Source organism: Bradyrhizobium sp. 41S5, from assembly GCF_011516665.3.
Classification (GTDB): domain Bacteria; phylum Pseudomonadota; class Alphaproteobacteria; order Rhizobiales; family Xanthobacteraceae; genus Bradyrhizobium; species Bradyrhizobium quebecense.
In genome coordinates this window covers 7,854,547-7,874,938 of sequence record NZ_CP083721.1, presented here as the reverse complement: position 1 = coordinate 7,874,938, position 20,392 = coordinate 7,854,547, and the positions used below count along the sequence as shown (strand labels likewise).

Genomic DNA, 20,392 nt, shown 5'->3' with positions numbered 1-20,392 from the left:
GCCGCGCCATTTGAGAGAAGTGAGACCTGATCTTGTCGGTTGTCGATCACAACGCCATCGAGCTGCCCCGGATTTCCGAGGCCGAAGTGGGCGACTACATCGCGCTGCTGAAGCCGCGCGTGATGTCGCTGGTGATCTTCACCGCGCTGGTCGGGCTGATGATCGCGCCGGTGCATGTGCATCCGGTGCTGGCGTTCACCTCGATCCTCTGCATCGCCGTCGGCGCCGGCGCCTCCGGCGCGCTCAACATGGCCTATGAGAGCGACGTCGACGCCTTGATGTCGCGCACCGCCAACCGGCCGATCCCGCGCGGCCGCATCACCCAGGCCGAGGCGGCCGCCTTCGGCCTGACGCTCGCCTTCTTCTCGGTGATGACGCTCGGCATCCTGGTCAACTGGGTGGCGGGCGCGCTGCTTGCCTTCACCATCTTCTTCTATGCTGTGATCTACACGATGTTGCTGAAGCGCTGGACCGCGCAGAACATCGTGATCGGCGGCGCCGCCGGCGCGCTGCCGCCGGTGGTGGCATGGGCGGCCGCGACCGGCTCGCTCTCGGTCGAGCCGATCCTGCTGTTCCTGATCATCTTCTTCTGGACCCCGCCGCACTTCTGGGCGCTGGCGCTGTTCCGCAGCGACGACTATGCGCGCGCCGGCATCCCAATGCTGCCGGTGGTCGCCGGTCCCGACGCGACCCGGCTGCAGATCCTGCTCTACACCATCGTGCTGGTCGCAATCGCGCTGGCACCGTGGCCGCTCGGCTATTTCGACGCGATCTACGGCGTCACCTCGCTGGCGCTGGGTGCCGGCATGCTGTGGCTCGCCGTCGAGGTCTATCGCCGCCGTGAGGGCACTGCCGCCAACCGCGCCACGCGCCGGCTATTCGCCTTCTCGATCCTCTATCTATTCGCGCTGTTTGCCGTCCTCCTCGCCGAGGTGGTCGTCCGCGCGATCCTGCCTGTCTTCATCGGGTAGGGACGCCGGGGGGCAAGATGGGGGCGCATGGGATACCAATGGACGAGAAACGCGAACCAGAAGGAATCGTCCTCACCGCGGCGCAGCTCAAGAGCCGCCGCCAGCGCTCGATCGCCATTGCGCTCGCGCTCGGCGTCATGGTCGTGCTGTTCTTCGCCGTCACCTTGGTCAAGGGGCCGGCCGTGCTGGTGCGGCCGCTGTGAGTGAGATGGCAAACCAGGGCGCACCGCAGGCTCCGCAAGGCGGGGGCGCCAAGGTCACGCGCCGCATGCTGACGCGCGACGCCGTGGTCGCGTCGATCTGCGGCTTCGTCGTGGTGCTGATGGTTGGCGCGTCCTACGCGGCCGTGCCATTCTACAACTGGTTCTGCCGCACCACCGGCTTCAACGGCACCACCCAGGTCGCGACCTCGGTGCCGACGGATGCGCCGCTCGCGCGCACCATTTCGGTCAGCTTCGATTCCAACGTCGCGCCGGGCCTGCCCTGGAAGTTCGAGGCCGAGCAGAACACGATCGACGTCAAGATCGGTCAGGTCGTCACGGTCTATTACACCGTGACCAACCAGTCGGCGCGCACCACGACGGGACAAGCCGCCTACAACGTCGCGCCGCTGACGGTCGGCGCCTATTTCCAGAAGATCAACTGCTTCTGCTTCACCGAACAGACCATGGCGCCGGGCGAAAAGCGCGAGATGGCCGTGGTGTTCTATGTCGATCCTGCGCTGGCCAAGGACAGCGAGAACGACACGCTGAAGAACATCACTTTGTCCTACACCTTCTTCCCCGTGCGCGAAGTCGCGCCGAAGCCCGTGGCTGCGGGCGAGGCGGAGCAGCGCAAGGGCGGCTAGTTCTGGAATTTCAAGATTAAGACGTGCCTTGCGGCACGCGAATGGAGAGACGGCAATGGCTGAGGCGCAAGTCAAGCATCACGACTATCATCTCGTCGACCCGAGCCCGTGGCCGGTGGTCGGCTCGGTCTCGGCCTTCATCATGGCGCTCGGTGCGATCGGCTGGATGCACCACATGTTCTCCGCCGCGCCGATCGTGTTCGGCGTCGGCACCATCGGCGTGCTCTACACCATGGCGAGCTGGTGGGGCGACGTGATCAAGGAAGCCCAGTACAAGGGCGACCACACCCGCGTGGTGCAGATCAGCCACCGCTACGGCATGATCCTGTTCATCGCCTCCGAAGTGATGTTCTTCGTCGCCTGGTTCTGGGCGTTCTTCAATTCGGCGCTGTTCCCGGCCGATGCGGTGCACGCCACCCGCGATGCGGTGTTCGGCTGCGGCGCCGGCACGGCGATGGGCGCCTGCTCGGTTCCCGGCACCTGGCCGCCGCATGGCATCGAGACCTTCGATCCCTGGCATCTGCCGCTGCTCAACACGCTGCTGCTCCTGACCTCGGGCACGACCGTCACCTGGGCGCACCATGCGCTGCTGGAGAACGACCGCCAGGGCCTCAAGCAGGGCCTGATCCTCACGGTGATCCTCGGTGCCTGCTTCACCTGCGTACAGGCGTATGAGTACGCCCATGCGACGTTCTCGTTCGGCGGCAACGTCTACGGCTCGACCTTCTTCATGGCGACCGGGTTCCACGGGTTCCACGTGCTGGTCGGCACCATCTTCCTCTTGGTCTGCCTGATCCGCGCCTATGCCGGCCACTTCACGCCGAAGCAGCACCTCGGCTTCGAGTTCGCCGCCTGGTACTGGCACTTCGTCGACGTGGTCTGGCTGTTCCTGTTCATCTGCATCTACGTCTGGGGTCACGGCGCCGAGTCGATGGCGCACGGCGCACACTAACCTCGCTGACGTGCTAAGAAGGGGCGGCCTGATGGCCGCCCCTTTGCTTTTGAAGAGAACCGATGACGGATACCCCGCCCACTGTGACCGAAAGCGCGCTGCGCGGCATCGCCTGCCGCTGCCCGCGCTGCGGCAAGGGCAAGCTCTATTCCGGCTTCCTGACGCTGGCGCCGCGCTGCCAGGCTTGCGGCCTCGACTTCGCCTTCATCGATGCCGGTGACGGGCCGGCGATCTTCGTCATCATGCTGGCCGGTGCCATCGTGGTCGCGGCGGCGCTGATCGTCGAGGTGAAATACCAGCCGCCGTTCTGGGTCCACGCCGCGCTGTGGCTGCCGTTGATCGTGGTCACCACGATCTTGCCGCTGCGTTCGATGAAGGCGCTTCTGATCGCGCTGCAATTCCACCACAAGGCCGCCGAAGGCCAATTGATCGAGCGCGACCCGCAATGAATGATGCGACGAACAAGGCGTTTTCCAGCGAAGTGGGCACCGGTTCGCGCGGAGGAAACGCCTCAAAAGGCTCTCAGCGGCCGAGCGCGGCCGGCTTCGGCATTTTCACGCTGATCCTGATCGCGGTGTTCATCGCCCTCGGCGTTTGGCAGTTGCAGCGCAGGGTCGAGAAGCATGCGCTGATTGCCGCGCTCGACGAGCGCCTGGCCGCCCCGACCGAGGCGCTACCGCCGCCATCGGCGTGGCCTGCGGTGACCTCGGCCAAGGATGAATTCCGCCGCGTCACGCTGACCGCAACCTACGCCAAACAGCCGGACGCGATGGTCTTCAGCTCCGGCTCGGCGGTGCGCCACGATGTCGCGGGACCCGGCACCTGGGCGTTCCTGCCGGCCAAGCTCGCCAGCGGCGAGACCGTCGTGATCAACACCGGCTTTGTCCAGAACACGATGCAGGACCGTGCCTTCGAGGATCGCGTCGCCGGCCGCCTCGTCACCGGCGCGCCGGTTGAGCTGACCGGCTACATCCGCTTTCCCGAGCCGCCGGGCCGGCTGACGCCGAAGGAAGATTCTGCGAAGCGGCTGTGGTTCGTGCGCGATCATCGCGCGATGGCGCAGGCGCTCGGCTGGGGACAGGTCGCGCCGTTCTATATCGACCTCGAGGCGCCGGTGCCCGACAGCGGCACGCCGAAACCCGGACCGCTCAAGGTGCGGCTCAAGGACGACCACATGCAGTACGCCATCACCTGGTTCTCGCTCGCTGCCGCGGTCACGATCGCCTTCGGCCTGTGGTGGCGCGGCCAACGCCGCCGGGCGACCTGAGAGAGACTCGGTGACTGCTGCGGCGCGCCGCGCGGGGCTGCCCAGCTATCGCGAAGCACAAGCGCGATGAGGCTTCGACCCGATCTTATCGCGCGTCAGGTGGAGAGCGCCTGGCCGGCTCCGATCAAGCGGATCAGCATGTCGCCCCATAGCGCGCCGAGAATTCCGGTCAGCACGAACGCGGTCCAGAACAGCGCGGGACGCGCGATCCGCGCCCATGCGGCAGCGGCGACCGCCGGCAGGCCGATTGCGACGGCCAGCAACACAATGGACGAACCGGTCTGGCCGGGGTCCACCACCCAGTCGGCCAACGAGCTGGCGAATGCTTGCGCCAGCATCGCGACGACCCAGAACGGAGCCTGGTCGCGAACCGAGCCGACGCAGAGAAATCCCGTTGTTCCCGCCACCCGGGCCCAGACGATCAGGGCCAGCGCGAACAGCGCCGCCAGCTGAACGGAGGCGACAAGATCGCCGATCCCGAGCGACCGGTCCGCCATATGGGCCAATGCCGCGCTGAGGACCAGGACGCCGACCTGCACCGGCCAGAAGGCGATCCGACCGGCACGATCGCGCCCATACAGGACCCCGATCGATACCACGCCGGCCGCGGCCAGGACGTGGCTGCCCTTGCCCGCGACCGCATGGCCTCCGATTTCGCCCAGCACTGCGGCAAAGGTCCTGACCGCCCAGAAGCGAAACGCGGCCTCGCGCACTCCGCTCGTCCATCGCATCTCGATATGACGCATGTCCATGCGCGTCTCCCCGGCAGCGTTCAGGTCGACAATGTCGGATGTGCCGCGGGCTCACCCGAACGGCCGCGGCGCATTCGGTTGATCCATTGGGTCAAGCCATCGAGATAGATGTACACGACAGGCGTCGTGAACAGCGTCATCAGCTGCGAGACGATCAGGCCGCCGACGATGGCAAAGCCGAGCGGCTGGCGCAGCTCCGATCCGGTGCCGGTGCCGATCATCAGCGGAACGCCGCCGAGCATCGCGCACATCGTCGTCATCAGGATCGGGCGGAAGCGCGCCTTGCAGGCCATATAGACCGACTGCTCGGCAGGGAGATGCTGGTGGCGTTCGGCCTCCAGCGCGAAATCGATCAGCATGATGCCGTTCTTCTGCACGATGCCGATCAGCAGGATGATGCCGACCAGCCCGATCACGTCGAGCCCGAAGCCGAAGGCCCACAGCGCGAGCAGCGCGCCGAGCCCGGCGGACGGCAGAGTCGAGAGGATCGTGATCGGATGGATCGTGCTCTCATAGAGCATGCCGAGGATCAGATAGACCGCGACCACCGCGGCGAGGATCAGGGTCGGCGTCGACGCGAGCGCGGCCTGGAACGCCTGCGCATTGCCCTGGAAGCTGGTGATCACGGTCGAGGGCACGTGCAGGTCGGCGGTCGCCTTCTGGACCGCCGCGACCGCAGTCCCCACTGCCGTGCCCGGCGCCAGGTTGAAGCTCAGCGTGACCGACGGAAACTGGCTCTGGTGGTTCACGGCGAGCGGCGCGGTGCCGTAGTCGATGCTCGCGATCTGGCTCAAGGGCACCATCGTGCCCGCGGACGAGCGGACGTAGATGCGGTTGAGCGCATAGGGGCCGAGCTGGAACGACGGATCGACCTCGAGGATCACGTAGTAGGTGTTGAGTGTCGTGAACAGCTGGGCGACGTGACGCTGGCCGAATGAGTCATAGAGCGTGTTGTCCACCGCGGCCGGATCGATGCCGAGGCGGGAGGCCGCGTCGCGGTCGATCTGCAGCTTGAGCTGACGCGCGGCGTTGGCCTGGTCGGTGGCGACGTCGGCCAGTTCCGGCAACGTCTTCAGCTTCTGATACAGCTTGCCGGCCCACAGATTGAGCTCGTCCTGGTTAACGTCGGTGAGGGTGTACTGGTACTGCGTCTTGGACAGCCGGCTGGCGAGATTGATGTCCTGCGTCGCCTGCATGAACACCGACATCCCCTTGATCTTCTGCAGCGCGGTGTCGAGCTGCCGGATCACCTGATCGGCGGAAGCATTGCGCTCGTTTCGCGGCTTCAACAGCACGAACAGGCGGCCGTTGTTCTCGGTCACGGTCGGGCCGCCCGGTCCGATATAGCCGGTCGCATTGGCGACCGAGGGGTTCTTGGCGACGACGTCGATGACGCTGCGTTGCAGCGTCGCCATCTGCGCCGGCGAGATGTCCGCCGACGCCTCCGTGATGCCGGTGATCATGCCGGTGTCTTGTTGAGGAAAGAAGCCCTTGGGGATGCCCACGAACAGCAGGCCGGTCAGGACGACGCTCGCCAGCATGACCGACAGGGTCGTCGCCTTGTAGCGCAACGCTCTGGCAAGCACCGCCTCGTAGGCCGCCTGGATCGCAACAAAGCCGCGTTCCAGGGCGCGCGACACCGCTCCGGCATTGGCGCCCTGGTGCGGTGACAGCAGATAGGCGCACATCATCGGCGTCAGGGTCACCGAGACGATCACCGACACCGCGATGGCAACGCACACCGTGACGGCGAATTCCTGGAACATGCGGCCGATCACGCCACCCATCAGCAGCAGCGGAATGAACACCGCGATCAGCGAGACCGAGATCGAGATGATGGTGAAGCCGATCTCGCCGGCGCCCTTCAGCGCGGCCTGCATCGGGGAGAGACCTTCCTCGATATGCCGAGAGATGTTCTCGATCATCACGATGGCATCGTCGACGACGAAGCCGACCGCGATCGACAGGCCCATCAGCGACAAATTGTCGAGGCTGTAGTTGAGCAGATACATCACGCCGAAGGTGCCGATCAGCGAGATCGGAACCGAGACCGCGGGAATGATGGTCGCCCACAGATTGCGCAGGAACAGGAAGATCACGCCGACCACCAGCGCAATGGTCAGCACCAAAGTGAGCTGAACGTCGGCGACGCTGGCGCGGATGGTCTGGGTGCGGTCGGAGGCGATCTGGACCTTGATGTCGGACGGCAGGCTTGCCACCAGCTGCGGCAGCAGCTTCTTGATGCCGTCCACCGTGCTGATCACGTTGGCGCCGGGCTGACGCTGGATCGCGAGGATGATCGCGGGCTTGTCGTTGTACCAGCCATGCAGCGTGATGTCCTCGGCCGCCACCACGGCATGCCCGATATCGCGCAGGCGGACCGGTGCGCCGTTGCGATAGGCGATGATCAGATCGTCATACTTGCTCGCGACCAGCACCTGGTCGTTGGTGGCGAGCGTGTAGGCCTGCTGACTGCCGTAAAGCACGCCCTTGGGCTGGTTCACGGTGATGTTGCCGAGCGTGGTGCGCAATTGCTCGAGATCGAGCCCGGCGGCGGCGAGCTTGGCCGGATTGACCTGCACCCGGATCGAGGGCTTTTGCATGCCGCCGATGGTGACGAGCGAAACGCCCGGCACCTGCGACAATTTCTGCGCCAGAATGCTGTCGGCATAGTCGTCGACCTTGGTCAGCGGCTCGGTGTCCGACATCAGCGCGATCAGCAACACCGGCACGTCGGCCGGGTTGACCTTGTGGAAGGTCGGCGGCGACGGCATGGTCTTCGGCAATTGCCCCGATGCCGCATCGATCGCGGTCTGCACGTCCTGCGCGGCCGCATCGACGCTGCGGTTCAGTGCGAACTGCAGCGTGATCTGGGTGTTGCCGAGCCCGCTGCTCGAGCTCATGCCGGTGAGGCCGGCGATCTGCCCGAATTGCCGCTCCAGCGGTGTCGCGACCGAGGAGGCCATGGTCTGCGGATCAGCGCCTGGCAATTGCGCGGTGACCTGGATGGTCGGGGTGTCCACCGTCGGCAGCGCCGAGACCGGCAGCCGCACGAAGGCGATCATGCCGACCAGCACGATGGCGATGGCCAGAAAGGCGGTGGCGACGGGCTTGCGGATAAAACCTGCGGAGATGTTCATGGCAGCATGCCTGCGCTTGCGGTGGTTGCGTCCTGGACCCGGTCTTTCTTGTCATCGGGCACGATCTCGACCGTCGTCCCCGGATTGAGCCGGTACTGACCTGCGGTGACGACGGTCTCGTTCGCGGCGAGGCCCTGCTCGATCAGGACCTGTCCGTCGCGCGATTGGCCGGTGGTGACATTGCGGATGCTGACGACGTTGTTCGAGCCGACCACATAGGCGAAGCTGCCGTCCGGTCCCTGGCGCACCGCCGTCAGCGGCACGGTGAGCGCGTCGTGACGAACCGCGATCGTCAGATGGACGTTGACGAAGGTGCCGGGCCACAGCGTGTTGCCGGCATTGGGAAAGGACGCCTTCAGCTGCACCGTGCCGGTCGTGCTGTCGACCTGGTTGTTGATCAGCATCAGGCTGCCGTGGTCGAGCTTGCGCTTGTTCTGTGCATCATAGACGTCGACCGAGGCGTCTCCGGACGCCAGCGCCTGCCGCACGCCCGGGATCTCGCCGGACGGCAGCGTGAAGATCACCGCGATCGGCTGCAGCTGGGTGAGGACCACGAGCCCGTTGGTGTCGGTCGGGTGCACGATGTTGCCGGGATCGATGCGGCGGATGCCGGTGACGCCGTCGAACGGCGCGGTGATCGTGGCGAAGCTCAGCTGGGTCTGCGCGGCTTCCAGCGCCGCCTTGTCGAACGCGACCGTGCCTTCGCCCTGCGTGACCTGCGAATCCTGGGTGTCGAGCAGTTGCTGGGTCGCAAAGCCGCGATTGGCGAGCGGCTGCGTTCGCGCCAGATTGGTCCTGGCGTTCTTCAGGCTCGCCTCGTCGCGCGCCAGCGCGGCCTCGGCCTGATCGACCTGGGCCTCGTAGACCCGCGGGTCGATCCTGGCGAGCACGTCGCCGCGCTTCACTTGCTTGCCCTCGACGAAATCGACGCTGTCGAGCGTGCCCTGCACCTGGGTGCGTATGGTGGCCGTATTGATCGGCGTCACCGTGCCCAGTCCTTCGAGCACGATCGGCACATCATGCTGCAGGACCTTCGCCGCCGTCACCGGAACGACGGATGTGGCCGCGGCGGACTGCGTCGCTGCCGGTGCATGGTCCGTTGCGCCGTCCGGCCGATGCGCGACATAAGCGCCGGCGCCGATTGCGGCGGCGGCCACCAGACCCGCGCACGCGATCTTGAAGACTTTCGATATCATGGATCACCAGCTCCATCGGTTGTCCGGCGGCCGATCGTTGCGACCAGCTCCAGGACGAAGGTTTCAGTTGCGCTCGCTGCGGCCGCTTCCGTTCCGCGGCCGGCGGTCAAATCGAGGTAGATGATGCGTGCGTCGAGATCGGCGGCGCGCAACGCGCCGATCAGGCTGCCTTGCGGCGCATCGTCGTTGCGATGAACGACGAGCCGGATCGCGGTCACCGTCAGCACGATGTGAAACGGCAGTGCGTCGGAGGCGCCGTCGATCGCGACAATGCCGCCGCAGGGCAACTCGCCCCGCAGCGCCAGTTCGAGCATGCGCCGCGCGACCGATCCCTCGCCGAGCAGGATCAGCTGCCGCGGGATCATGCCGACGCGATCGAGCGCTGCGGCGACGCCGCTCAGGATGCCGGCATAGCTCGCTTCGCGGAGCTCGATCGGCAGCCACGTTGCAAGCGGCGTAAGGCGGCGCCAGCGCGCGAAGGTTTCGGGCACGGCGATGGACGCGGCATCGGGGGCGACCAGGACGCCGACCAGGACGCCCGTGGTGGCGCGACGGGGCCGGGTTGCGATTGCGCTGTGCGGGCTTTCGGACATGCCCGGAAGCTGGGCTTTGGCCCGATATTATTCAAATGAATTGTCTTTATCCATCAATTCATATCATGCATGATGAAGGCATGCGGATGCGCAATCTCGATCTCAATCTGCTGCTGGTGTTCGACGCCGTCATGCGTGAGCGCAGCGTGGTGCGCGCGGCCGGCGCGCTTGCCATCAGCCAGCCCGCCGTGAGCCACGCGTTGAACCGGCTGCGTCATGCGCTGAAAGACCAGCTGTTCGTCCGCACGCCGTCCGGCATGCTGCCGACGCCGCGGGCGGAAGCGCTCGCGCTGCCGGTCCGCAAGGCGCTCAGCGAACTGCAACTCGCGGTCGAGGGAGATCGTTTCGATCCGGCGCAGGCGGAACGGCGCTTCACCATTGCCGTCAACAATTATGCCGCGGTGGTCGCGACCGGCTCGATCATCGCCGCGGTGCGCGCGCAGGCACCCAAGGTGCGGCTGACGCTGGTGCCGAGCGGGACGCTCAATCTCGCCGACAGGCTCGACCGCGGCGAACTCGATCTCGCGATTTCCGCGCGCGCGCTGGAGGGCGAGCGCTTCGCCTCCTGCCGGTTGATCGAGGACCGCTTCGTCGCGGTGCTGAGGGCCGGTCATCCGGCGTTGCGCAAGAAGCTGACCGGCGAGACGCTGGTCGAGCTGCCGCACCTTGCGATCACCTCCAGCGGCGAAGATCTGGATTTCATCGACGCCTGGCTGCGGGCACGCAAGGCGAGCCGCATCATTGCTTCCGATGTGCCGTATCTGTCCGCCGGCGCGGTCCTGGTGCAATCGAACATGGTTGCGATCCTCGGGCGCAAGCTCGCGCTCGAATTCCGCCGCGCCTATCCGATCGAGATGCGGGAGCTGCCGTTCGATGCATCGAAGTTGCAGAGCGTCATGAGCTGGCACCGCCGCTTCGACGATCTGCCGGCGCACCGCTGGCTGCGGGACACGATCGTTGCCGCCACGCGCGGCATTTGAATTGCGCCGAGAGGATCCCGAATCAGTGCGCCCGCGCCGATCTTTGGCGCGGGCGTATCGCAGTTGGCCTCTGCACTCGTCAATGACCGACGGGGGCGGGGCCGCCGAGCTTGACCTTGCGCAAGGTCAGCGCCAGCGGGATCGCCGAGAGCGAGATCAGCATCAGGACCCAGAACGCGTCCATATAGGACAGGAACGAGGCCTGGGTCTGCACCTGCTGCCCGATCCACTGGATCGCCTGGCTGTGCGCCTGCGCCAGCGAGTTGCCCTGGGCGACGAAGAAATCGGTGACATGGTGCAGCGTGTCCTGATATTGCGGGCTCGACGGCGTCACCTGCTCGACCAGCCGGCTCTGATGGAATTGCTGGCGATGCGTCAGCACGTTGGAGACGATCGAAACGCCGATCGAGCCGCCGGTGTTGCGCGCCGCGTTGATCAGCGCGGAGGCCTGGTCGGTCTTGTCAGGCGGAATGCCGTCATAGGACGCTGCCATGATCGGCACGAAGATCAAGGGCAGACCGACGCCGATCAGCATGCGCGAGCGCGCCATGAACCAGAAGCCGAGATCGCCGTACACGTTGGTCATGCTGTACATCGAGGCGGCGATCACCAGTGCGCCGGCGACGATCAAATATTTCGGCTGCACCTTGGCGGCTAGCCGGCCGACCACGAACATCATCACCATGGTGACCACGCCGCCGGGCGAGAGCACGAGGCCGGCCCAGGTCGCGGTGTAGCCGAAATCCTGCTGCACCAGCTGCGGCAGGAACTGGGTGGTCGCGAGCAGGATGGCGCCGGTCGCCAGCATCACCAGGAAGCAGGCGCCGAACTGCCGGGTCGCGACCATTCTGAGGTCGATCATCGGATTACGGCGGGTCATCTCCCACGGGATCATCAGCACGAACGCCATGGCGCTGATCGCCGCAAAGGTGACGATGAAGAGCGAAGAGAACCAGTCGTCCTCGAGGCCGCGGTCGAGCGTCACCTCGAGCGCGCCGAGGAAGGTCGCAACCAGCGCGAAGCCGATGAAATCGAAGGAGTTGTTCTGCGACTGCGCGGCCTTCTGCGCTCCCTTGGCCTTCGCGGGCTCCTGCAGCACCGCTGCGATCAGCGCGATCGCGAACACGCCGACCGGGGCGTTGATCAGGAAGCACCAGTGCCAGGACAGATTGTCGGACAGCCAGCCGCCGAGCGTCGGCCCGACCACCGGCGCCACCACCACGGCGATGCCGAACACCGCAAACGCCTGGCCGCGCTTGGCCGGCGGGAAGGCGTCGGCGAGGATCGACTGCGCCACCGGCACCATGCCGCCGCCGCCGAGGCCCTGCAGGATGCGGAACAGCAGCAGTGCGTTCAGATTGGGCGCGAAGCCGCACAGCACCGAACTCACCGTGAAGATGCCGAGGCAGATCAGGAAGAAGGTCTTGCGGCCCAGCATTCTTGCGAGAAAGCCGGAGGCGGTCAGGATGATGGCGTTGGACACCAGGTAGGTCGTGACCACCCAGGACGCCTCGTCCTCGCTCACGCCCATGCCGCCCGCGATATAGGGCAGCGCGACGTTCGCGATGGTGGTGTCGAGCACCTCCATGAAGCTCGCGAGCGCAACCACGATGGCGATCAGCCAGGGATTGACGGTGACGCTCGGAGCCGGGATGCCTTTGGCGTCGATTGCGGCCGCGCTCATTACAGCCTCCCAAAATTCAACTTCTTAAGACGTTCGAGCAGTGACGGCGCCGGATTGATCCGCACGCTCGGGACGACAGACATGCCCGGGCCGAGCGCGACGTCGGTCGGCGGGTTGTCCATCACGATCTTGACCGGCACGCGCTGCACGATCTTGACGTAGTTGCCGGTGGCGTTCTGCGCCGGCAGCAGCGAGAACGCGGTGCCCGATCCGGGCTGCACGCTTTCGACATGGCCCTTGATCGTGCGGCCGGGATAGGCGTCGATCTTCAGTGTCACCTTCTCGCCCGGACGCATCTGGTCGAGTTGGATCTCCTTGAAGTTCGCGGTAACCCAGGTCTGGTCGGGTACGAACATCGTGAGGTTGGTGCCGGCCTGCGCGAACTGGCCGACCGCCGCCGACAGGTTGACGACGCGGCCCGGCTGCGCGGCGGTCACCGTCGTATAGGAGAGATTGAGCTCTGCTTGGTCGCGCTGCGCCTCGGCCTGGGCAAGGTTGGCGACCGCGCTCTTGCGCTGCGCCTTCAGCGATTCCACCTGGCGCTGCGCCAGGTTGAGCGTCGCCTGCGCGCTCAACAGAGACGCCTGCTGCTGATGCAGTTGCGATGTGTACTGCTCGGAATTCTGCACCGTGCCGTAGCCGGTCTGCTCCAGATGCTGGTAGCGCGTCGCCTGCTGCTGGGCGAAGGTCAGCGCCGCCTGGGCCTGGTCGACTTGGGCCTGGTTGGCTGATATCTGCGCCTGCTGCACGTCGAGCTGCGCATCGACATTCTGGATGCTGGCCTGCGCGGCCGCGACCTGCGCCTCGGCCTGCGCCAGCACGACGCGATAGTCGCGGTCGTCGATGCGCGCGATCACGTCGCCGGCGGCGATGTGCTGGTTGTCGGTGACCGGAACCGCGGTGATGTAGCCGGAGACTTTTGGCGCGAGTGCGAACTGCCGCGCCGCGATGAAGGCGTCGTCGGTGGATTCGAAATGCCCGGCGTAATCCATGTAGAGATAGCCGCCGCCGAGCGTGGCGGCGAGCAGCACGGCGCCGATCGCGGAGACGACCGGACGGCGGCGCAGGAAGCCGCGCCTCTGAGGGGCGACTTCTGGCGGGACTGTTTCGGGCGGGGCGGGCTCCTTGCTTGTGGGGCGCTCCTGCGCCGGAGCTCGCGCGGTCACCTCCGGCCGCTCGGACGTGACGTTGGGCTCGTGTCCGGCCGGCGCCGAGGGCGAACCCTCGATGCTCTCGTGCCCTCCTTGGTCGCGCTCCAAAACCGTGTCTTCGAACATGATGGCTGCTCCTGCTGTCAGGCGAGGTCTGCAAGGCCTTCGCAAAAGGGAACGGTACCGTTCCGTTCTATGTGGCAAATAGTCTCGCGGCAGCGCAGCGTCAATAGAAACGGAACTGTACCGTTCTATTTACAACTAGATGTGATAGAGCTATGTTTGCCTGATGTTGCCGGCCGGACCGGCCCATGGAACCCGGGGAAGACTGATGACCACCAGTACCCTGAAGATGCCGCGGGCGCCCAAGATCAGGACGGGGACCGCGCCAGTCGAGGTACGCGCCGGCCGGCCGCCAAAGGAGGCGGCGGGCGAGGTCGATGCGCGCATCCTCGATGCTGCGCGCAAGGTCTTCCTTGAGCGCGGGTTCGAAGGCGCCAGCATCGACGAGATTGCAGAAGTCGCGCGCTCCGGCAAGCGTACCATCTATGCGCGCTTTCGCGACAAGCGCGCGCTGTTCACCGAGGTTGTGACGCGGGACATCCTGTCGCGCATCGCGGAGTTCAAGGCGGACGCGCCTCTCGGCGCGACGGTGGAGGAGCGCCTCACCAGCGTCGCCTCGACCCTGTTGCACTGGGGCCTTGACGCCGACCGGATCGGGCTGATGCGGCTTGCGATCGCGGAGGCGCATCGCTTTCCGGATCTCGCCGCCACCGTCAACCGCAGGGCGCGCGCGCTCGCCACCGAACTCGGCGTTCATCTGCTGCGCGACCTGACGCAATCCGACGAACTCGGCAAGCTGCCGGCCTTCGCGCCGGAGCACCTGCCGACCACGGCGCGCCTGTTCCTCGACATCATCGCGGTGCCGATGCTGCTCCGGGCTCTCTACGAAGTCGACCTGAAGGCGCTCGATCCCGAGCTCGATGAGCACGTCGCGCGCGGCGTCGCGTTCTTCGTCGCGGGATGCAGGAGCGGCTACCGGTTCGGCGCCGATTGATTCGGTCGCCCGGATAAGTCCACTCATCCGGTTGTGAGCGCGGGTCGTTGCAACTTAGCAACAGGCAGCGGAAAAGATTGAGATTCGAATGAGACATGCTGTCGCATTCGTTCCCTCCATGGCAGAGACGTGCGTCGCTGGCTTGCGGCCAGCACAAGGGGAATGGAAGTGCGTCGTATTGCAATCGTTGGGACTAGCCTGCTCTTGATCACGGGGTTTGCAGGCGCGGCGTCAGCCGCTGACTTGCCGGAGCGCAGCTGGACCAAGGCTCCGCCATTGGTGGCTCCCGCGTTTAACTGGTCCGGATTCTACGCCGGGGTGAATGTGGGCGGCGGCTGGTACGATGGCGGGAATATCACGACTAGCAGCAATATCACCTCGCTCATCGCCCCCGGCAACATCATTCGCGTCCCCGTTTCGGACGGTAGCCAGTCGGGTGTTACCGCTGGTGGATTGCTCGGATACAATTATCAGTTGGATAAGATCGTCCTCGGGGTGGAAGCTGATTTCAACTATGCCGACCTGAAGTCTTCCCGCGGTGGAAGCACCGTCGTCACTTTCTTTCATAGCCCCACGGAAAGCTTCAATTTTCAAAGCACGAGCAACATCGATTGGTTCGGCACCGTGCGGGGTCGCATCGGATTTGTGCCGACCGAGCGCCTGCTGATTTACGGGACAGGCGGCCTTGCCTATGGCGAGGTGAAGACCCATATCGCCAATTCGGAAGTTTTTTCCAATGGCTTTTCGCGACTCTGGCTTGGCGATAACTCCGACGTCCGCGTCGGTTGGACCGCCGGCGGCGGCCTCGAATATGCCTTCACCAATAGCTGGACGCTGCGCGGCGAATATCTTTATGTCGATCTCGGTAGCAGCGGTGCTACGGCGACATTCCAGGGCACGGATCCGCTGCAGAGCCAGATCCGTTACAATGCCAGCCGCGAAAACAAGTTCAGCGTTGCGCACGCCGCGTTGAGCTACAAGTTCTGACATCGGCGCGAGCAAAGCGCTACATTCCTCTCCCACACGCGGGAGAGGTGAGGCGGCTATGTGGCCCTCTCTCCGGGATCGCTCAGCCCGGCGCGCGCTCCACGGCGTGACGCAGCCAGACCATGCCGCCCTCCAGCGCCTCGCAGTGCGTGAGCCGGAGCGACTGCCCGGCGCCGGGGCGGTCGCCTTCCGGGCCGTGATAATCGACGATGCATTGCGATCCCGCCACGCCGTCGACCGCCGGATGTATCAGCGTGCTGAACTCGTCGATCAGCCCGTGCTTCAGGAACGCGCCATTGATCCCCCCGCCGCCTTCGAGCAGCAGCGTCTTGGCGCCGAACAGCGCCGCGAGCTGCGTCATCGCGCTCGCCAGATCGTCGCCCTTCGCCCCGGCAAAGATGTAGGACGCGCCGTCCTCGCGCAGCTCGGCGAGATGGCTGTCCGAGACTTGCTCGCCGAGCACCGCAACGGCGTGATCGCCGCCGACATTGTCCTTGCCGAAATGCACGCGGCCCGACGGATCGATGCCAACAGCGAGCTTGCGGCCGTTGCGGTTGCCGAGATGCGGCTCGCGCGGCAGCTTGGGCACATTGGCGAACTGGCGCTCCGTCCCCTTGGCCATCTCGTTCATGGTGACGCGGCCGATGATCCATCCATCGGCATTGAAGCCGTCATGGATCCTCTCATAGTGGGAGCGCAGCACGTCGGCCGGGATGCCGGTGGCCGGCTTGGTGAAGCGGCTGGGATGAAGCCGGCCGTCGATCGACGTGCCCATGTGGCAGATGATGTGGGGTCGCATAGACTAACTCTTCTGTGGAGCGGCGCGGTGCCGGCGCCCGGGGGAGGGGCAAGCTCTGATCTAGAATGGCGGAGGCGCGTTCTCAATGCCGATAAGCCAGCAGTGTTTGGCAACGCGCCCACCAAATGGAACCGGCAGCGCCGTTCCACGTCTCTCCTCACGTCTCCTTCGCGTATTGCTCGTAAAGCCGGGCTGCATTGTCCCAGCGAATGGCCTCCATGTAGATGTCGACATAGCGGGCCGCGGCGGCACCGAAGTCCATGTGATAGGCGTGCTCATACATGTCGAGCACCAGGACCGGACGGCCCCCGGCCAGCGTCGTCGTATGATCCGCGGCCCATTGATTGACCAGCCGCTTGTCGCGGGGCGAGTAGGCGAGGATCACCCACCCCGAACCGCCACCTTCCGCCTTGCCCATCGCCGCGAATTCCGTCTGCCAGTGCTCCATGCTGCCGAAGTCGCGCGTAATCGCCTCGGCGAGCGCTCTGTTCGGTTTGCCGGCGCCGCCGAGTCCATCGAAATAAACTTCATGCAGGATCATCGAGTTCGCTGCGATCAGTTCCTCGCGCTTCAGGCCGTTGATCACAAAGTTCGGCGCCTTGGCGAAGTCGAGTTCGGCAAGCTGCGTGCCGATGGCATTCAGCCGCTTCACCGCGCCGACGTAGTTGTTCTCGTAGTGGCTGACGAGAATCTTCTCCGAGATGCCGCTGATCGATTTCGGGTCGAACGACATCGGTTTTGCCTGATAGGACATGGCCCTGGTTCCTGTCTGCTGCTTGGTTTCGGCAGCGGCTTGGTTGGCGCCCAGCACGACTGCCGACGCGGTGGCCGCGCCGACCGCGGTGATGAAGTTTCGGCGCTCGGTGTTGATGGTCATTGGTCCTCCTGATGTTGGAAATGCCGATACGTTTGGATCTAAGGCGCAAAAATTCGCGCTATTCCTTCGTGAGCCCGACGATGGTCCGGAATCCCGAGATGTCCTGCACCGAGAACGCGACGGGGTCGCCGAAGCGAACGGCGTTGAAGAGCAGGCCGTCCTGAACCTTGAACGGCTCTATTCTGTCCGGAGACAGGCGTATCCTGATCGTGTCGTTGCGTTCATCGATGCTGTCGACGCCGCCGCGCAGGATCTCGATCGCGGGCGGCTGGACCACCGCCGTCGCGGCCAGTGCAACGACGGCTTGCTGCGGCTCGCTGCCGTCGCTCGGCGTCGCGAGAGACATTGCGGGCCAAAGCAGGGCGACACACAGTGCCAAGGTTGATTTGGGCATGATTGCTCCTCGTTCAGTTCGATTGTGGTGGTTCCGCCAGGACCTCAGTCCTGCTCCTTGACCTGACCGCTGCTGTCGATCACGAGCCTCACGGGCTTGCCGTTCTTCATCGCCTTCGCCGTCATACCCTCGGCCGTCGATTTGACGTCGCTGATGTTCCCGTAGCCGGCGGCCTGAAGCTTCGCGACAAGCTCGTCCTGCGTCAGGGCGTTGGCGGGCATCGCGCCGGCCGCGATCGCAAGCGCGAGGATCAAATGCGAGATGGTTGCTTTCTGCATGGTCGTTCTCCTGGTTGTGTTGTGCTGCCCCAGGTTCTCGTGACGCGTGCCGCTCCGTTCAGATGAGACCTGCCAGGCGCAGCAGCACGCCCGTGATGCAGGACGCGGCGAGGACGCTGAGCATCCCCACATTGAAACGGAAGATCGCGATGGCGGCGGCGACGGACAGCGCAAGCGCAGGCCAGTCGATGCTATCGGGCACCGGCGCGTCGAACGACAGGCCAAGCCCGTGCATCGCAAAGGTCTGCCGAAACAGCGTATGCAGCGCAAACCAGATCGACAGGTTGAGGATCACGCCGACCACGGCGGCCGTGATTGCCGAAAGCGCGCCCGCCAGCACCTTGTTGCCGCGCAGCGCTTCGATGTAGGGCGCGCCGACGAAGATCCACAGGAAGCACGGTGTGAACGTCACCCATGTCGCCAGCAACCCGCCGAGCGTGGCGGCTAGCATCGGAGACAGCCCGCTTGCCTCGCGGAACGCGGCCATGAAGCCCACGAACTGGACCACCATGATGAGTGGTCCGGGCGTGGTCTCGGCCATGCCGAGCCCGTCCAGCATCTCGCGTGCGCTAACCCAGTGATAATGTTCCGCCGCCTGCTGCGCGACATAGGCCAGAACGGCGTAGGCCCCGCCGAACGTCACCATCGCCATCTTGCTGAAGAAGATCGCGATCTGGGTGAACAGGTCGCCGGGCCCCAAGACGATGAGCAGCCCGAACACCGGGATAAGCCAAAGCGCGAGCCAGACCGCGCCGACCCGCAAGGCGCGCGATGCGTTGGGACGGACGTGATCCGGCACCGCGTCGCCGAGCATGCTGTCGATCGCGGCTGAGCTCTTCCCGCCATGCTTGACGGCTGCAAATTCCGGCCGGCCCAGGCGTGCGCCGACGAGGCCGACGACGGCCGCGGCTCCGATGATCAGTGGAAACGGCACGGCGAAGAAGAAGATCGCGACAAAGGCGATGGCCGCGAGCGCGACCATCACCCGGTTGCGCAGCGCGCGTTTGCCGACCCGCACCACGGCCTGGATGACGATGGCAAGCACCGCGGCCTTCAGGCCGAAGAACAGGGCCTCCACAAACCCCACATTGCCGTACGCTGCGTAGACGTAGCTGAGGCCCATGATGGCGAAGATGCCGGGCAGGATGAACAATCCGCCTGCCACGATGCCCCCAAGCGTCCGGTGCAGCAACCAACCGATATAGGTCGCGAGCTGCTGCGCTTCCGGTCCCGGCAGCAGCATGCAGTAGTTGAGGGCGTGCAGGAACCGTCCTTCCGATATCCAGTTCTTCTCCTCGACCAGAATGCGATGCATCACGGCGATCTGGCCGGCCGGTCCGCCGAAGCTCAGGATGGCGACACGCATCCATACGAGCAGCGCCTCGTGAAATGAGATGCCGTGCGCGTGCTCCTCTCCGCGCGCCCTTGGTGTCGTTGCGACGTCCGTCATGGCTTCACCTTGCTGGTCGGCCAGTTGTGCGTCTCCCGGGTCGCGTCGCGGCACCAGCGATAGAAGGCGTCGTAGAGCAGCATGCCGGCGCTCAACTGTTCGAGGTCGTCGTCGAACATGCGCGACAGGCCGAGCGAGGCGGCGAGCAGTCCGGACGCCTCCGGCGAAAGCTCGAGCCGCGCGGTGTCCGCGGCGCGCACCATCGTCGCGAGCCGCTCCAGCGCCGGCGTCGAGAGACCAAATTCCCTCACCATGACGTCGAACGTGCAGAGTTCGCCGCGATGGCTCCAGAACACATTCTCGATATCGAACGGCGTGGCCTCGAATCGTTCGGCGACGCCTTCGACCTCCGCCGATGTGACGAACAGAAAGACGGCCGCGGGATCGACAAAGCGTCGGATCAGCCACGGACAGGCGATGCGATCGATCTTCGGTCGCGATCGCGTCACCCAGACGGTGCGGCCGCGCCCGTCACGTTTCGGAATCCTGTCGGCGGGAACGGTCAGAAGTTCCGCTTCCCTCCAGCCGAGGTGCCCACCCTCCAGAACTTCAGCTGCAATGTTGCTGCACCGCAGCCAGGCGGCGGTGCCTTCGGCCAGTTTCTGCCCCTTCTGGCAGACGACGACCACGGATTGGCCGGAGAGGCCGGAAGCCCAATCCTCGACGTCGAGATGGGAGCGCCGGATAGCGCCCGGGATCAAGCGCGGATCGGCGACGAAATCCTCATCGAGGCGAACGTCGACAAGCGCCGGCGCCTTGGCCGTACCGATGAGACGAGACAGTTTTTCGGATGAGATCGATGTGTATGACGACATGGTGCGTCCTTGGTGAACAGGACGCGATTCTTGGGCATGTCGCCTCGCGGGGAGATCGCACATCCCCGTGCCCCGGAATTAAGACCTTGGGTTGATCGATGTCAACCGGAGTGCGCCCGCGGTCACAAGCGAAACGTCCAGGTCACTGTCACGAACAGTTCACCTGCGCGGTTTGGAACAATGTTCCGACCGCGACGCAAGA

Annotated in this window: 21 protein-coding genes; 9 read left to right on the top strand and 12 right to left on the bottom strand. The window is 65.3% G+C overall.

Features of this window, described 5'->3' with window-relative positions; all coding sequences use genetic code 11:
* The first annotated feature begins 32 nt into the window (after positions 1–32).
* The 6 genes from HAP47_RS37750 (at position 33) to HAP47_RS37725 (ending at position 4,037) form a co-directional block, all read left to right on the top strand.
* On the top strand, positions 33–971 hold the full coding sequence (locus tag HAP47_RS37750; protein ID WP_173640428.1) for a heme o synthase: 939 nt from the start codon (positions 33–35) through the stop codon (positions 969–971).
* 38 nt (positions 972–1,009) lie between these two features.
* Positions 1,010–1,174, top strand: a complete 165-nt coding sequence (locus tag HAP47_RS37745; protein ID WP_173640429.1) for a CoxF protein — start codon at positions 1,010–1,012, stop codon at positions 1,172–1,174.
* 5 nt (positions 1,175–1,179) lie between these two features.
* Positions 1,180–1,818, top strand: a complete 639-nt coding sequence (locus HAP47_RS37740) for a cytochrome c oxidase assembly protein (protein WP_173640757.1) — start codon at positions 1,180–1,182, stop codon at positions 1,816–1,818.
* Positions 1,819–1,873: 55 nt separating this feature from the next.
* Positions 1,874–2,770 (top strand): cytochrome c oxidase subunit 3, encoded by an 897-nt coding sequence (locus tag HAP47_RS37735; protein WP_092119134.1) that lies wholly within the window; start codon positions 1,874–1,876, stop codon positions 2,768–2,770.
* 62 nt (positions 2,771–2,832) lie between these two features.
* On the top strand, positions 2,833–3,219 hold the full coding sequence (locus HAP47_RS37730) for a DUF983 domain-containing protein (RefSeq protein ID WP_092119130.1): 387 nt from the start codon (positions 2,833–2,835) through the stop codon (positions 3,217–3,219).
* Positions 3,216–4,037: an SURF1 family protein gene (locus tag HAP47_RS37725; RefSeq protein ID WP_231168652.1), complete on the top strand. Its 822-nt coding sequence runs from the start codon at positions 3,216–3,218 to the stop codon at positions 4,035–4,037. The genes HAP47_RS37730 and HAP47_RS37725 overlap by 4 nt, the downstream gene beginning before the upstream one ends.
* Before the next feature lie 95 nt (positions 4,038–4,132).
* Here the strand turns inward: HAP47_RS37725 and HAP47_RS37720 are convergent, their stop codons facing one another.
* Genes HAP47_RS37720 through HAP47_RS37705 form a run of 4 tightly spaced genes read right to left on the bottom strand, consistent with a single transcriptional unit; the run spans position 4,133 to position 9,718 of the window.
* Entirely contained in the window at positions 4,133–4,789 is a 657-nt protein-coding gene (locus tag HAP47_RS37720) for a hypothetical protein (protein WP_173640430.1), read from the bottom strand.
* A 20-nt stretch (positions 4,790–4,809) separates the two neighbouring features.
* On the bottom strand, positions 4,810–7,929 hold the full coding sequence (locus HAP47_RS37715) for an efflux RND transporter permease subunit (protein WP_173640431.1): 3,120 nt from the start codon (positions 7,927–7,929) through the stop codon (positions 4,810–4,812).
* A complete protein-coding gene (locus HAP47_RS37710) occupies positions 7,926–9,125 on the bottom strand; it encodes an efflux RND transporter periplasmic adaptor subunit (RefSeq protein ID WP_173640432.1) in 1,200 nt (399 codons plus the stop codon). The genes HAP47_RS37715 and HAP47_RS37710 overlap by 4 nt, the downstream gene beginning before the upstream one ends.
* The gene (locus HAP47_RS37705; RefSeq protein WP_231168651.1) at positions 9,122–9,718 is read right to left on the bottom strand and encodes a hypothetical protein; all 597 of its coding nucleotides are present in this window, start codon (positions 9,716–9,718) and stop codon (positions 9,122–9,124) included. The genes HAP47_RS37710 and HAP47_RS37705 overlap by 4 nt, the downstream gene beginning before the upstream one ends.
* Before the next feature lie 80 nt (positions 9,719–9,798).
* On the opposite strand from HAP47_RS37705, the gene HAP47_RS37700 reads away from it, so the two are divergent.
* Positions 9,799–10,698 carry a LysR family transcriptional regulator gene (locus tag HAP47_RS37700; protein ID WP_173640433.1) on the top strand — a complete coding sequence of 300 codons (900 nt, stop codon included), beginning with the start codon at positions 9,799–9,801 and terminating at the stop codon, positions 10,696–10,698.
* 79 nt (positions 10,699–10,777) lie between these two features.
* Here the strand turns inward: HAP47_RS37700 and HAP47_RS37695 are convergent, their stop codons facing one another.
* On the bottom strand, positions 10,778–12,382 hold the full coding sequence (locus tag HAP47_RS37695; RefSeq protein WP_173640434.1) for a DHA2 family efflux MFS transporter permease subunit: 1,605 nt from the start codon (positions 12,380–12,382) through the stop codon (positions 10,778–10,780).
* A complete protein-coding gene (locus tag HAP47_RS37690; RefSeq protein WP_441299937.1) occupies positions 12,382–13,659 on the bottom strand; it encodes an HlyD family secretion protein in 1,278 nt (425 codons plus the stop codon). Before HAP47_RS37690 ends, HAP47_RS37695 begins: the two co-directional genes overlap by 1 nt.
* A 205-nt stretch (positions 13,660–13,864) precedes the next feature.
* On the opposite strand from HAP47_RS37690, the gene HAP47_RS37685 reads away from it, so the two are divergent.
* Both HAP47_RS37685 and HAP47_RS37680 read left to right on the top strand, forming a co-directional pair.
* Entirely contained in the window at positions 13,865–14,590 is a 726-nt protein-coding gene (locus tag HAP47_RS37685) for a TetR/AcrR family transcriptional regulator (RefSeq protein ID WP_173640435.1), read from the top strand.
* Positions 14,591–14,752: 162 nt separating this feature from the next.
* Entirely contained in the window at positions 14,753–15,577 is an 825-nt protein-coding gene (locus HAP47_RS37680) for an outer membrane protein (protein WP_173640436.1), read from the top strand.
* 82 nt (positions 15,578–15,659) lie between these two features.
* Here HAP47_RS37680 and HAP47_RS37675 read toward each other — a convergent pair whose 3' ends face one another.
* The 6 genes from HAP47_RS37675 to HAP47_RS37650 form a co-directional block, all read right to left on the bottom strand.
* The gene (locus HAP47_RS37675; RefSeq protein WP_173640437.1) at positions 15,660–16,376 is read right to left on the bottom strand and encodes a dihydrofolate reductase family protein; all 717 of its coding nucleotides are present in this window, start codon (positions 16,374–16,376) and stop codon (positions 15,660–15,662) included.
* Between the two features lie 157 nt (positions 16,377–16,533).
* On the bottom strand, positions 16,534–17,130 hold the full coding sequence (locus HAP47_RS37670) for a superoxide dismutase (RefSeq protein ID WP_173640761.1): 597 nt from the start codon (positions 17,128–17,130) through the stop codon (positions 16,534–16,536).
* A gap of 181 nt (positions 17,131–17,311) precedes the next feature.
* Positions 17,312–17,647, bottom strand: coding sequence for a hypothetical protein (locus HAP47_RS37665; RefSeq protein ID WP_173640438.1), 336 nt, complete (start codon positions 17,645–17,647; stop codon positions 17,312–17,314).
* A 44-nt stretch (positions 17,648–17,691) separates the two neighbouring features.
* Complete coding sequence (locus tag HAP47_RS37660) at positions 17,692–17,925, bottom strand: PepSY domain-containing protein (RefSeq protein ID WP_173640439.1); 234 nt, start codon at positions 17,923–17,925, stop codon at positions 17,692–17,694.
* Between the two features lie 58 nt (positions 17,926–17,983).
* Positions 17,984–19,375 (bottom strand): chromate efflux transporter, encoded by a 1,392-nt coding sequence (gene chrA / locus HAP47_RS37655; protein WP_173640440.1) that lies wholly within the window; start codon positions 19,373–19,375, stop codon positions 17,984–17,986.
* Complete coding sequence (locus HAP47_RS37650) at positions 19,372–20,190, bottom strand: chromate resistance protein ChrB domain-containing protein (RefSeq protein ID WP_173640441.1); 819 nt, start codon at positions 20,188–20,190, stop codon at positions 19,372–19,374. The genes chrA and HAP47_RS37650 overlap by 4 nt, the downstream gene beginning before the upstream one ends.
* Between the last annotated feature and the right edge of the window lie 202 nt (positions 20,191–20,392).